The 12,767-nt window shown below is 73.0% G+C and carries 15 protein-coding genes; 7 read left to right on the forward strand and 8 right to left on the reverse strand.

All coding sequences use genetic code 11. The annotated features are described in order from the left end of the window. Positions 1-13: 13 nt before the first annotated feature. The 3 genes from AQJ30_RS22995 to AQJ30_RS23005 are packed head-to-tail and all read right to left on the reverse strand — an operon-like array spanning position 14 to position 2,090. Positions 14-769, reverse strand: a complete 756-nt coding sequence (locus AQJ30_RS22995; RefSeq protein WP_067237354.1) for an AIM24 family protein — start codon at positions 767-769, stop codon at positions 14-16. Between the two features lie 38 nt (positions 770-807). Further along, the gene (locus AQJ30_RS23000; protein WP_067237211.1) at positions 808-1,458 is read right to left on the reverse strand and encodes an AIM24 family protein; all 651 of its coding nucleotides are present in this window, start codon (positions 1,456-1,458) and stop codon (positions 808-810) included. After that, entirely contained in the window at positions 1,458-2,090 is a 633-nt protein-coding gene (locus tag AQJ30_RS23005) for an AIM24 family protein (RefSeq protein ID WP_067237357.1), read from the reverse strand. The genes AQJ30_RS23000 and AQJ30_RS23005 overlap by 1 nt, the downstream gene beginning before the upstream one ends. Positions 2,091-2,255: 165 nt before the next feature. Here AQJ30_RS23005 and AQJ30_RS23010 point away from each other — a divergent pair, with 165 nt between their 5' ends. Next, positions 2,256-2,600: a DUF3817 domain-containing protein gene (locus AQJ30_RS23010; RefSeq protein WP_067237214.1), complete on the forward strand. Its 345-nt coding sequence runs from the start codon at positions 2,256-2,258 to the stop codon at positions 2,598-2,600. Next, on the forward strand, positions 2,597-2,890 hold the full coding sequence (locus AQJ30_RS23015) for an MTH1187 family thiamine-binding protein (RefSeq protein WP_030187368.1): 294 nt from the start codon (positions 2,597-2,599) through the stop codon (positions 2,888-2,890). The genes AQJ30_RS23010 and AQJ30_RS23015 overlap by 4 nt, the downstream gene beginning before the upstream one ends. Before the next feature lie 132 nt (positions 2,891-3,022). On the opposite strand, the gene AQJ30_RS23020 is transcribed toward AQJ30_RS23015, so the two are convergent. From AQJ30_RS23020 to AQJ30_RS23035, 4 genes are all read right to left on the reverse strand, one after another. Further along, on the reverse strand, positions 3,023-3,676 hold the full coding sequence (locus AQJ30_RS23020; RefSeq protein ID WP_067237216.1) for a TetR/AcrR family transcriptional regulator: 654 nt from the start codon (positions 3,674-3,676) through the stop codon (positions 3,023-3,025). Then, the gene (locus tag AQJ30_RS23025) at positions 3,673-4,368 is read right to left on the reverse strand and encodes a DUF4166 domain-containing protein (protein ID WP_067237219.1); all 696 of its coding nucleotides are present in this window, start codon (positions 4,366-4,368) and stop codon (positions 3,673-3,675) included. Before AQJ30_RS23025 ends, AQJ30_RS23020 begins: the two co-directional genes overlap by 4 nt. Then, entirely contained in the window at positions 4,365-5,135 is a 771-nt protein-coding gene (locus AQJ30_RS23030) for a hypothetical protein (RefSeq protein ID WP_067237222.1), read from the reverse strand. Before AQJ30_RS23030 ends, AQJ30_RS23025 begins: the two co-directional genes overlap by 4 nt. A 137-nt stretch (positions 5,136-5,272) precedes the next feature. Further along, positions 5,273-6,256: an ArsR/SmtB family transcription factor gene (locus AQJ30_RS23035; protein ID WP_067237224.1), complete on the reverse strand. Its 984-nt coding sequence runs from the start codon at positions 6,254-6,256 to the stop codon at positions 5,273-5,275. 92 nt (positions 6,257-6,348) lie between these two features. Here AQJ30_RS23035 and AQJ30_RS23040 point away from each other — a divergent pair, with 92 nt between their 5' ends. The 4 genes from AQJ30_RS23040 (at position 6,349) to icmA (ending at position 10,487) form a co-directional block, all read left to right on the forward strand. Next, positions 6,349-7,623: an MFS transporter gene (locus AQJ30_RS23040; RefSeq protein WP_067237227.1), complete on the forward strand. Its 1,275-nt coding sequence runs from the start codon at positions 6,349-6,351 to the stop codon at positions 7,621-7,623. A 170-nt stretch (positions 7,624-7,793) separates the two neighbouring features. Then, positions 7,794-8,303, forward strand: coding sequence for a MarR family winged helix-turn-helix transcriptional regulator (locus tag AQJ30_RS23045; protein ID WP_067237229.1), 510 nt, complete (start codon positions 7,794-7,796; stop codon positions 8,301-8,303). 70 nt (positions 8,304-8,373) lie between these two features. Then, positions 8,374-8,712, forward strand: a complete 339-nt coding sequence (locus AQJ30_RS23050) for a DUF3817 domain-containing protein (RefSeq protein ID WP_067237232.1) — start codon at positions 8,374-8,376, stop codon at positions 8,710-8,712. 74 nt (positions 8,713-8,786) lie between these two features. Further along, positions 8,787-10,487, forward strand: coding sequence for a coenzyme B12-dependent isobutyryl-CoA mutase large subunit (gene icmA / locus AQJ30_RS23055; protein WP_067237234.1), 1,701 nt, complete (start codon positions 8,787-8,789; stop codon positions 10,485-10,487). Positions 10,488-10,612: 125 nt separating this feature from the next. Here the strand turns inward: icmA and AQJ30_RS23060 are convergent, their stop codons facing one another. Beyond that, positions 10,613-11,233: a TetR/AcrR family transcriptional regulator gene (locus AQJ30_RS23060; RefSeq protein ID WP_067237237.1), complete on the reverse strand. Its 621-nt coding sequence runs from the start codon at positions 11,231-11,233 to the stop codon at positions 10,613-10,615. A gap of 253 nt (positions 11,234-11,486) precedes the next feature. On the opposite strand from AQJ30_RS23060, the gene AQJ30_RS23065 reads away from it, so the two are divergent. After that, on the forward strand, positions 11,487-12,458 hold the full coding sequence (locus AQJ30_RS23065) for a tetratricopeptide repeat protein (protein ID WP_067237240.1): 972 nt from the start codon (positions 11,487-11,489) through the stop codon (positions 12,456-12,458). Positions 12,459-12,767: the final 309 nt, after the last annotated feature.

Consider the following 12,767-nt stretch of genomic DNA (forward strand, 5'->3'; position numbering starts at 1 on the left):
CGCAGACTACCGCTCACAGCCCGAAGCGACGCTGGAGGTCTCCCAGCTGTCCGGGAAGGCGCGGTGTCCCCGACTGCGGTCCCTGGGGGCCCTGACCCCCGCCGCCCCCGGGCACTCCCGCCTGCTGCGGGGTCGCTCCCGTGGCCTGCTCCGCCATCAGCGTCTCGGTGGACTGGAGCAGCACCGTCCCGGCCCCCACGAACTCGAACTGGTGCTCCTCGCCGGAGGCCCCGCCGAGGCCCGTCAGCGCACGTAGACCGCCCATTACCCCGGTCATGTACTGGTGGTCGTAGTGGTGGCACGGGGAGGGGCAGTCGGCCCAGCCGACCAGCGCCTGAGGGTCCACCCTGAGGGGCGGTTCCATGAACACCACCGGACCGTTGGACGCGGCCACGAACTTTCCGGTTCCGATGAGGGTCAGGAAACCCGGCACGATCGATTGCTTCAGCGACAAGCTTGGCTGAAAAGCGAGCAGGTTGCCCGAGCGAATGGTCAGGTTGCCGTTCTCCAGGTCGTACGAATTGACGTCGAAGGCCCGGTCGGCGAGGAGCATCTTGCCCGAGCCCTCGGCCACCACCCAGTCGCTCGCGTGCAGAGGCGAATGGAACGACGTGCGCACCAGACGGTCCAGACGGCCGTGTCCGATGCCGTTGAAGTCGATCGCCCCGTAGTAGGCGATCATCTTCCCCTTCTGCAGGAACCACTGGCTGCCCTTGAGCTCCACGCAGAACGTGTAGGAGTTGACGTTGTCGTCGACGGGCAGCGTCATCGGGTCGTACACCGTCGGCCCCGCGCCGTAGTGGGTGCTCACAGCTTCTCCTCCGACGCCTGGACGTACACCACGCCGCTGCCGCTCAGCTCCAGCTGGAACGCCTCGCCGGAGCCGCGGCCCACCATGTCCCGCCAGCCGAGCGCGGTGGACAGCTTGTTGCGCACGTCGCCGTGGTGGGCGACGTACGCCTGCGGGTCCACGTGGACCGGGCGCTGGGGGGTGATCGGGACCTCGAACACACCGCCGTGCGCCATGACGGCCACCGCGCCGTGACCCTTGAGGGTGGTGGTGAACAGCCCCTGGCCGCTCACCTGGCCGCGGACCATGCCCATCACCCCGCCCTGCGAGCCGAGGAACATCGTGCCCTGCTGGAGGGTGCCCTCGAAGGCGAGCAGCCGGTCGGCCTCGACGTAGAGGGTGTCGCCGGTGAGGGTGATCAGCTGGACGTGGTGGCCGCCGTGCCCGAACAGCACCGTGCCGCTGCCCTCGACGGTCATCAGGGGCGTGTCCTCGTTGGCCAGGCGGCGCCCGATCATGGACATCACCCCGCCCTGGCCGCCCTGCAGGTTGGGGGTAAAGGACACCTCGCCCCGGTACGCCAGCATGGCGCCGCGCTGGCTGAACAGCCGCTGCCCCGGCACCACGGTGGCCTCGATCATCTTGGAGTTGATCTCGCGGAAGGCCATCACGCGTCCCCCGCGATCGTGTTGCGCTCGCTGGGCTGGACGTAGACCAGGCCGTCGCCCTCGAAGCGGATCTGGAACGCCTCGCCGCCGCCCTCGCCGAGGAACGTGCGGAACGTCACGCCGGACTGGAAGGACTGCCGCAGGTTCCCCTGGTGCGCGACGTACGCCCCCGGGTCCACGGACAGCGGGTACTGCGGGCTGACCCGCAGCACCACCGCCGGGCCGTCGGACGTGATCGCCGCCTGGCCGTGGCCCTCGACGGTGGTCGTGAACAGCCCGTTGCCCTGCGAGGCGCCGCGCAGGCCGGTGAACGTCGTCCCCGTCCTGAGGCCGGCGTCCGTCGCGAGCAGGTTGCTCGACTCCACGTACAGCGTGTCCCCCTGGAGTTGCACGAGGTTGATCTCGGAGGCCCGGTCCGCGAACCAGCACGTGCCCTGCCCCCTCACCTCCATCACGGTCATCTGCTCGCCGGTGAGACGCCGGGTCACCATCCCCCGCAGCCCCTCGCCGCCGCCACTGAGCTTCTTGAAGGCCATCTGTCCGTCGTACGCGACCATCGAGCCGTTCTTCGCCTTCACGGCGTCCCCGGTCACGTCGACGGCGAGGACCTTGCTGCCTTGCAGTCGGAACATCGCCACGGAGCGAAAGGTAGCGGCCGGGCGGGTGGAGCGAACAGGGCCCGTGGGTGGAGACCGACCCTGAGCGCACCCCTAGGGCCGCGGTTTGCCACAATGGACGAACGCTTGTGCGTGCGTTCACAAACGCCCGACCGCCGACGCTCCCACCGAAGGTGACCCGTGGACCTCAAGACAGCCGCCGCCCTCCGACGCCTCCGCCTGGTCTCGGCCCCCGAGGCCGTGTCCTTCCTGATCCTGCTCGTCTGCTCCGTGCTGAAGCGGACCACGGACTTCAACGCGGTGCCCGTGATGGGCGCGGTCCACGGCGTCCTGTTCGTCCTGTACGTGCTCTTCTGGGCCGACGCCTGGAACCGCGCCAGGTGGCCGCTGGGCACCGCCGCGCTGTACTTCGTGCTCTCCGTGCTGCCGACCGGCGGCTTCTTCGCCGAGCGCAAGCTGCGCCGGGAGGCCGAGGACGCGGTCATCGCCGCCCGCGCCCGCAAGGAAGGGGTCGTCAACGCATGATCGTCGCCTTTTCCGTGACGCCGCTGGGCGTCGGCGAGGACGTGGGGGAGTACGTCGCCGACGCCGTGCGCGTGGTCCGCGAGTCGGGCCTGCCGAACCGCACCGACGCGATGTTCACCTCCGTCGAGGGCGAGTGGGACGAGGTCATGGACGTCGTCCGGCGCGCCGTGGCCGCGGTCGAGGCCCGCGCGCCGCGCGTGTCCCTGGTCCTCAAGGCGGACATCCGCCCCGGGGTGACCGACGGCCTCACCTCCAAGGTGGAGACCGTCGAGCGGCACCTGGCCGGCTAGCGGGCCGCGGCGCGGGCCGTCGGGGGCCGGCGCGAGGCCGTCGCGCCGGCGTTCGCCCGGCCTCCCGGAGCTGTCCTGTCTCCCGGAGCTGTCCTGTCCCCTGGAGCTGTCCGGCCCGCCGGGCCGGTGGCCTCAGCGCCGCGCCGAGGCCCGGCGCAGGTACTGCCGCACCGCCCGCTGGGCCACCGGCCCCAGCTCCTCCAGCGCGCCCAGCAGGAAGCCCAACTGCTCCAGGGCGTCCAGGGCGGCCGTCGCGCCGGCCGCGTCCGCGCCCTCGTAGAGCTCGATGCCCACGAAGGACGCGGCGACCGCCCGCGCCAGGCCCGGCGGGTCGGCGTACTCGCCGAGCGGGGTGCCGGCCAGCACCCGGGTCAGCACCCCCTCGATCTCCGCGATCCACAGCTCCAGGCCCGCCGCGGTCGCCGGGCCGAGCACCGCGTGCGTCTGGGCACCCGCCAGGAGCTGGCCGAGCAGGGCGACGTGGCCGCCGGCCCGCTCCTCCTCGTGGATGCGGCGGCCCACCGCGAGCAGCTCGGTCAGGGACGACACGGCCGCCAGGCGGTCGCGGTAGCGGGAGACCGACTGCTCCGCGCCGTAGCGGCAGGCGGCCGCGAGCAACTCGTCCACCGAGCCGAAGTGGTAGAAGACCAGCGCCTGGTTGACGCCCGCCGTCGCCGCGATGGTGCGCGCCGAGGTCTTCGCGATGCCCTGCTCGGTCAGGGTGCGCAGCGCGCCCTGGAGCAGCTTGGCCTTCGTCTCCTGCGCCTTGGCCGTCTCCGGGCTCACGCGCGTGCCTCCTCGCGCACCGGCCGCAGCCCCGGGCGCACCCCGGTGCGGCGCACGTCCGCGTACGTCACCGTGAACGAGCCGTCGTAGCCGAACAGCGGGCCCAGATACCGGTTGACCACCCGCACGTTGATCCGGAAGCGGCCCCGCCGCTCGTCGAAGGACTCGCGCACCTCGGCCGTCGCCCCGACCAGCTCGGGCACGCGCACGTCCACCGGGCCCTCCCGGAACCGGTGCTCGCCCGAGCGGATCAGCAGCGAGCCGTCCGGTTCGGCGCGCAGGTGCAGCTCGCTGGCGAGGTGCTGGTGGGTGCCCAGGTAGTCGAGGACGCGGTCGCCCTTGGGGCTGAGCACCATCTGGGCGTCGAAGCGGCGCGGGCCGCCGGGCAGGTCGAAGGTGCGCACGAAGCTCACCGTCTCACGGCCGAAGGAGTCGGCGTAGGGCACGTTCTCGATGACGAACGGGATCCGGCGGCCCGCGCGGGGCACCAGGATGTGGCGCGTGGAGCCGAGCGCGAGGAACGGCTTCACGAACGCCCCGCCGTGCCAGATCCGGTCCATCACCCCCCGCCCCACGCACGCCTCGCCGCTCGCCAGGCCCACCGAGAAGCGGCGGCGCAGCTCGGGGTGCAGGCGCTCGAAGCCGGCTCCCATCGCCGTGCGGAACAGGGAGGCCGCGGCCGGCGCGGTCATCGGGGCGTCTCCAGGGTGCGCAGCACGCGCGGCGCGCGCACGCGTGCCGGGGACCGGCGCAGGCAGCGGCGGGCGGCCGGGGTGCCCGGCAGGGGAGGCGCGAGCAGCGCCACGCACACCGCCACGCTCAGCAGCAGCGGGCACAGGTACGCCAGCGACGCGGCGTACGGACCGAACGACCGCAGAAAGGGCTCCAGACCCAGACCCGTGCACGCGACCACCAGGACCAGTGCGCGCACCACCAGCTCCGTCAGCCAGCGCGCCAGCGCACGCCCGGGCGTGGTGCCCCGCTCCAGCCACAGCCGCAGCCGGTCGAACGACCAGGCCGTCGCCCAGCCCATCAGCGGCCGGAACAGCACGCGGTCGGCGGCGGCGCCGAAGCGGCCCCAGCGGGGGCGGTAGTCGAAGCCCGTCAGGAAGCGCACGCCGTCGCCGTCGGGCACGTAGCGCCAGTAGCCGCTGCCCTCGGCCAGCAGGGAGAGGGGGTGCGGGGAGGAGAAGCGCAGCGCCGAGGTGCGGGTGCCGTCCGGCCGTTCCCGTTCGCCGGCCGAGACGCCGGTCCCGGCGACGGTGAGGAACGGCAGCACGCGCGTGGCGTACCGGAAGTGCTGCGGCTCGCCCTCCCCGCGCGGGAGGTACTCGATCCGGGTGAACCGCAGGTCCCAGCGCTGGTGCGCCGCCGGGTCCTGGGTACGGGCCCACAGGTGGTCGAGCCCGGCGCGGATGCGCGCCTCGACGTAGAGCCCCCGGTGCTCCTGTCCTCGCATGCGGATGTCCCCCCTGTCCGAGCGGGTTTGAGCGATCGCTCAAACCGTCGGGCATGACGGTACACCGTTTGAGCGACCGCTCAAAGAGTTCGGTCGTGGATCCGTCGGTACCTCCGGTCGGCCGGCCGGACCGCCGTTCAGTCGCCGCCCGACGCCAGCGCCATCCCGAGCGGCGTCCGCTCGTACAGCACCTGGTGCCCGTATCGCCGCGCCACCAGCAGGCCCGCGTCGCGCAGCGCCGTCAGGTGGGCGGACACCGAGGACGGCGCGAGGTCCAGGCGGTGGGCCAGGGCGGTGGTGGTCGCCGGGTCGTCCAGCGCGGCGAGGACGGCCGCCCGGCCGCGCCCCAGGAGCCGGGCGAGCGCGTCCGCGCCCGGGCCCGCCGCCTCGGTCCACAGCCCGCCGACGCCGCGCGCCGGGTAGACGAGCGTCGGCTGCCAGGGCGGGTCGAAGCCGCTCACCACGTCCGGCCAGACGAAGACGCTCGGCATCAGCACCAGCCCCTGCCCGCCCAGGTGGCGCTCGTGCCGGCCGCCGGACGCGACGGTCAGCGTCCCCGCGTCCCAGCCGCAGCGCCGGTTGATCTCCGGCAGTACGCCCCCGAGCCCGACCTCCGCCAGCCGCCGCGAGTGGAAGGCGATGTCCGCCTCCAGCAGCGCCCGCAGCCGGGGCCAGTCCGGCGCGATCAGGGTGTGCCAGACGCGCTCCAGCAGGTCGGCCAGCTCCCGGACCATGCGGTGCGGGTCGGCGAGCCAGGCCCGGCCCTGCGGCGAGTCCAGGGCGCCCGGGGTGTCGGCGAGCGAGCGGGCGGTGTCCTCCCGGGCCGCGAGCGGGTCGGCGGCCCGCACCGCGGCGATCTCCTCCTCGAAGGAGGCCGTCGGCCCGAGCGGCGGCGGGCACAGCCAGTCCGGCGAGTGGCCGCGGCGGGGCATCAGCAGCCACAGCCCGGACAGGTCCAGCGCCTCGACGGCCGCGCGGTGGCGGCGCAGCCAGGGCAGATGGTAGCCGTGCCGCTCGGGCCGCTTGAGGGTGCGCGCGGCCTCCTGCGTCTCCCACAGCGGGGACAGGGCGAACCGGCAGCGCAGGAAGTCCTCCTCGCCGAAGCGCAGGTACGACGGCATCGGACACCCCCGGGCGCGACGATCGGCGGCAGAAGATTCGGCCAGGGCCGAAAGACTACGGCCGGCCCGGCGCGCGCCGCACGCTGCTGCCCATGTCCGAGAAGCCCTGCCCGCGGGCAGACGTCCGCGAGGAGACCGCCGCGCCCGCCCCCGCCCCCACGGGCCCGCCCCCCACCGGCTACGGCCGGGTCTTCGCCGTCCGGGAGTTCCGGACCGTGTTCGCGGCGCACCTGCTGTCCATGCTCGGCGTGATCGTCGCCGAGATCGCCCTGTCCGTCCTGGTCTACGAGCTCACCGGCTCCCCGCTGCTCAGCGCGCTCACCTTCGCGCTCGGCTTCCTGCCGTACCTGGTCGGCGGCACCCTGCTCGCCGGGGTGGCCGACCGCTTCCCGGCCCGGCGGGTGCTGGTCGTCTGCGACCTGGTGTGCGCGGCCTGCGTGGCCCCGATGACGGCGCCCGGCGCGTCCATCGGCGTCCTGCTCGTGCTGCGCTGCTGCCTGGCGACGGTCTCGCCGGTGTTCTCCGGGACCCGGACGGCGACACTCGCGGACATCCTCGGCGACGGTGACCTGTTCGTGCTCGGCCGCTCCCTGCTGCGGATCACCGCGCAGAGCGCCCTCCTCGTCGGCTACGGCCTCGGCGGCCTCCTGCTCACCGTGGTGGCCCCGCGCCAGGCGCTGCTGGTCACGGTCGCCACCTTCCTCGCCTCGGCCGCGCTGCTGCGCCTGGGCACCGCGCACCGGCCCGCCCGCGCCCACGACGGCAGCAGCCTGGTGAGGGACTCGCTGCGGGGCGCGGGGCAGGTCCTGGCGCACCGACGGGTACGGGTGCTGCTCCTGCTGTTCTGGGTCCCGCCGGTGTTCTCCGTGGTCCCGGAGGCGCTGGTCGCCCCCTACGCCGACGACCTCGGCGCCGGCCCGGCCGGCCTCGGCCTGCTGATGTGCGCGCTGCCGGTCGGCACGATCGCCGGTGAACTCCTCGCCGGAGCCCGGTTGCGTCCCGCGGCCCGCGAGCGGATCGCGCTGCCGCTGGTCTGCGTGACCCTGCTGCCGTACCTCGGCTACGCCCTGCGCCCCGGCCTCACGGGGTCGCTGCTGCTGCTGGTGGTGGCGGGGGCGGGCTCGGCGTACACGCTGGGGCTGGACCAGTGGCTGGTGCGGGCGGTGCCGGACGAGGTCAGGGGCCGGGCGATGACGCTGCTCACGGCCGGACTGATGACCTTCCAGGGCGTCGGGATGGCCCTCGCGGGGGTCGCGGCCGAACTGGTGGGCGTGCGGGCGACGGTCGCCGGCGCGGGGGTGCTGGGCACCGTGTGCTGCGCGGCGCTGGCGCTGGAGGCGCGCAGGACGGAGGCCGGACAGGCGTGAGGCGCGGGCGGGCGCCGGGTGACCGATCGGGACGCGGAACGGGCTCCGGGCGACCGGAAGACGTGCAGAACGGGCGTCGGGTGACCGGAAGGAACGCGGGACGGGCACTCGGCGACCGAAAGGCGAGACGGGGCTGACCACCATATGACCGCCGGGTAGGGTCTGGTGCCGTGCCGAAGCCCCTCAGTCTCCCGTTCGACCCCATCGCCCGCGCCGACGAGCTCTGGAAGCAGCGCTGGGGAAGCGTGCCGGCCATGGCCGCGATCACCTCGATCATGCGGGCCCACCAGATCCTGCTGGCCGAGGTCGACGCGGTGGTCAAGCCGTACGGCCTGACGTTCGCGCGGTACGAGGCGCTGGTCCTGCTCACCTTCTCCAAGGAGGGCGAGCTGCCGATGTCGAAGATCGGCGAGCGCCTGATGGTGCACCCCACGTCGGTCACCAACACGGTCGACCGGCTGGTGCGGTCCGGCCTGGTGGCCAAGCGCCCCAACCCCAACGACGGGCGCGGCACGCTCGCCGTCATCACCGACAAGGGCCGCGAGGTCGTCGAGGCGGCCACCCGTGACCTGATGGCGATGGACTTCGGCCTCGGGGCGTACGACGCGGAGGAGTGCGGGGAGATCTTCGCGCTGCTGCGGCCCCTACGGGTCGCGGCGCACGACTTCGACGAGCAGTAGCCCGCCCGCCCGCCCCCGCACGGGCGGCCCGGCGGAAGATCGCCCGAAACGGGCCGTTACGCTCGTCTGCATGAAGAAGAGCGTGCTGACCCGCTACCGCGTCATGGCCTACGTCACCGGTGTGCTCCTGGTGCTGCTGACGCTGGGCGTCATCGCGAAGTACCTGCTGCACCTCGACGGCGCCGACGGCTTCACCACGGCCGTCGGCATCGCCCACGGCTGGCTCTACGTCGTGTACCTCGTCGTCGCCTTCGACCTGGGCTCCAAGGCGAAGTGGCCGGTCAAGAAGCAGCTGTGGGTCCTGCTCGCCGGGACGATCCCCACGGCCGCGTTCTTCGTGGAGCGCAAGGTCAGCCAGGAGCTCGAGGCCCGGGTCGCGCAGGACGCGCCCGCGGTCGCCAAGGCCTGACCCGGACCGCCGTACGCGCGCGTGCGGCGGTCTCCCATCGACATTTACTTGGACGTCCTAGTAAATTCGTGGGTATGGACGCTGACGCCATCGAGGAGGGCCGCCGTCGCTGGCAGGCCCGGTACGACGCCGCACGCAAGCGCGACGCAGACTTCACCACGCTCTCCGGCGACCCCGTCGAGCCCGTCTACGGCCCGCGGCCGGGGGACGCGTACGAGGGGTTCGAGCGGATCGGCTGGCCCGGTGAGTACCCCTTCACCCGGGGGCTGTACCCGACCGGCTACCGCGGGCGGACGTGGACCATCCGGCAGTTCGCCGGGTTCGGCAACGCCGAGCAGACCAACGAGCGCTACAAGATGATCCTCGGCAACGGCGGCGGCGGGCTCTCCGTCGCCTTCGACATGCCGACGCTCATGGGCCGCGACTCCGACGACCCGCGCTCGCTGGGCGAGGTCGGCCACTGCGGCGTCGCCATCGACTCCGCGGCCGACATGGAGGTGCTGTTCAAGGACATCCCGCTCGGGGACGTCACCACCTCCATGACCATCAGCGGGCCGGCGGTGCCCGTCTTCTGCATGTACCTGGTCGCCGCCGAGCGGCAGGGCGTCGACCCGGGCGTGCTCAACGGCACGCTCCAGACGGACATCTTCAAGGAGTACATCGCCCAGAAGGAGTGGCTCTTCCAGCCCGAGCCGCACCTGCGCCTGATCGGCGACCTCATGGAGTACACCAGCGCGCGGATCCCCGCCTACAAGCCGCTGTCCGTCTCCGGCTACCACATCCGCGAGGCCGGCGCGACGGCCGCGCAGGAGCTGGCCTACACGCTGGCGGACGGCTTCGGGTACGTGGAACTGGGGCTCAGCCGCGGGCTGGACGTCGACGTCTTCGCGCCCGGCCTGTCCTTCTTCTTCGACGCGCACCTGGACTTCTTCGAGGAGATCGCCAAGTTCCGCGCGGCGCGCCGCATCTGGGCCCGCTGGATGCGCGACGTCTACGGCGCGCGGTCCGAGAAGGCGCAGTGGCTGCGCTTCCACACCCAGACCGCGGGCGTCTCCCTGACGGCCCAGCAGCCGTACAACAACGTCGTGCGCACGGCCGTGGAGGCCCTGGCGGCGGTGCTCGGCGGGACCAACTCGCTGCACACCAACGCCCTCGACGAGACCCTCGCGCTGCCCTCCGAGCAGGCCGCGGAGATCGCGCTGCGCACCCAGCAGGTGCTGATGGAGGAGACCGGCGTCGGCAACGTGGCCGACCCGCTGGGCGGTTCGTGGTACGTCGAGCAGCTCACGGACCGCATCGAGGCCGACGCGGAGAAGATCTTCGACCAGATCAAGGAGCGCGGCCTGCGGGCGCACCCGGACGGGCAGCACCCCATCGGCCCGATCACCTCCGGCATCCTGCGCGGGATCGAGGACGGCTGGTTCACCGGCGAGATCGCCGAGTCCGCGTTCCGCTACCAGCAGTCCCTGGAGAAGGGCGACAAGAAGGTCGTCGGCGTCAACGTGCACACCGGGTCGGTCACCGGCGACCTGGAGATCCTGCGCGTCAGCCACGAGGTGGAGCGCGAGCAGGTGCGGGTGCTGGCCGGGCGCAAGGAGGCCCGCGACGAGGCCGCGGTACGCTCCGCGCTGGACGCGATGCTCGGCGCCGCGCGCGACGGCTCCAACATGATCGGTCCGATGCTCGACGCGGTGCGCGCCGAGGCGACGCTCGGCGAGATCTGCGGGGTGCTGCGCGAGGAGTGGGGGGTGTACACCGAGCCGGCGGGCTTCTGACCCGGCCGCGGGACGGGGCGGCGCCGTCAGGACCTCAGGACCTCTAGACCGCGCCGACCCGCCCGTACCTCAGGACGGCGCCGTCAGGACCGCGTCGTCAGGACCGCGTCGTCAGGACGGCGCCGTCAGGACGGTGCCGCCAGGCCCCGCAGCAGGATCTGGGTGAAGCCGCGCACCCACTCCTCGTCCACCGGGCGGCCGCTGACCAGCGTGCGGTGGACCACCGCTCCCGCGACCATGTCGAAGATGAGGTCCACCGTGCGGGCGGACTCCTCCGGGTCGGTCTCCGGGGGGAGTTCGCCGCGCTGCTGGGCGCGGGAGCGGCCCTCGAGCACCAAGCCCTTCTGCCGGTCGACGATGGAGGCGCGGATCCGGGCGCGCAGGGCGTCGTCCCGGGTCGCCTCCGTCACCACCGCCATCAGCCCGCCACGCGCCTCCGGGCGGGCCAGGATCGCCGCGAACTGCAGCACCACGCCCTCGATGTCGGCCGCGAGGCTGCCCCGGTCCGGCAGGCACAGCTCGTCGAAGAGCTCGGCCACCGCGTCCACGACCAGTTCGTTCTTGCCCGACCAGCGCCGGTACAGCGTCGTTTTGGCCACTCCCGCGCGCGTCGCCACATCGCCCAGGGTGAGCTTGGACCAGCCCAGTTCGACCAGCGCCTCCCTGGTCGCCGCCAGGATCGCGGCGTCCGCGGCGGCGCTGCGGGGGCGGCCGGGACGGCCGGCGGCGGGGCTGCGGCTCTGCATCCCCCGACCATAACCGGCCGTATGCGCGGCGTCGTGAGGGAGATCACCGGGAAGTGGTGTGCGGGGCACCCGGCATGGCATTACGCTACGACTCGTAGCGAAAGCGTGGTGGCGCTCTCGCGCACCGCCCGTGCCGGACGTACACGGGCCACGACCACGCAGGACCAGGCGGGACCGAGCGGCGCGAGGGTGGGGACCCGGCGCCGGGGACCGGCGTTTTCCCGCACACGCGCGGACGGGGGAGGATAGACGCATGCAGCCACGGAACATGTCCATGAGCGGAGTCGTCGACCTCGCCGCGGTGAAGGCGGCCCAGGAGGCCAAGGCGAAGGCGGAGCAGGCGCGCGCCGAAGCGGCCCGCCAGGGCGGCGCGGGGGCCATCTCCCCGGCCGACCTCGTCATCGACGTCGATGAGGCGACCTTCGAGCGCGACGTCCTCCAGCGGTCCGCCGAGGTGCCCGTCGTCATCGACTTCTGGGCCGAGTGGTGTCAGCCCTGCAAGCAGCTGAGCCCGGTCCTGGAGCGGCTGGCCGTCGAGTACAACGGCCGCTTCCTGCTCGCCAAGATCGACGTCGACGCCAACCAGATGCTGATGCAGCAGTTCGGGGTGCAGGGCATCCCTGCCGTCTTCGCGGTCGTCGCGGGACAGGCGCTGCCGCTCTTCCAGGGGGCCGCCGGCGAGGCGCAGATCCGCGAGACGCTCGACCAGCTCGTCGCCGTCGCCGAGCAGCGCTTCGGCCTGACCGGCCTCACGGTCGACCCCGAGGCCGAGCCGGGCGCGCAGCCGGACCCCGCGACCCAGGCCGGCCCGCACGACGGGCTCCTCGAGGCCGCCGTGCAGGCGCTGGACGCCGGGGACCTGGGCGGCGCGGTGCAGGCGTACAAGAACGTCCTCGCCGAGGACCCGGGCAACACCGAGGCCAAACTGGGTCTGGTGCAGGCGGAGTTGCTCCAGCGGGTGCAGGGGCTGGACCCGCAGCGGGTCCGCCGGGACGCGGCCGAGAAGCCGGCAGACCCCCAGGCGCAGATCGCCGCGGCCGACCTGGACCTGGTCGGCGGCCACGTGGAGGACGCCTTCGGGCGGCTCATCGACACGGTGGCGCGCACGGTGGGTGACGACCGGGACGCCGTGCGGGTGCGGCTGCTGGAGCTGTTCGAGGTCGTCGGGGCCGACGACCCGCGGGTCGCGGCGGCGCGCCGGGCACTGGCCCGCGCCCTGTTCTGACCCTCTGGGAGCCCGCCCGTCGCGCCCAGTGACGAAACATCAGGGCGTGTGAAATACGGGTGAAAGTTCCCCCGACGGGGCCGCAGCGGCCGCGCTTTGCCAAAACTTGGTAATCGCGGCCGCTGTTACTTGCAGTAAGTCGGGGGCGTTGGTCTGTCGGGTTCTGTCCATTGATCAATAGTTTTGTTCTGGCCCTTCTTGACACCCTGCGTTGCCGGGCGAGACCTCTGGGTCGTCCTACGGTTATCGCGCCGTTACTAGCGAGTAACGAACCCCCTTGTGCCCGGCGCGAGAATGCACCACGATCGG

This window comes from Streptomyces longwoodensis (assembly GCF_001514125.1).
GTDB classification, from domain to species: Bacteria; Actinomycetota; Actinomycetes; order Streptomycetales; family Streptomycetaceae; genus Streptomyces; species Streptomyces longwoodensis.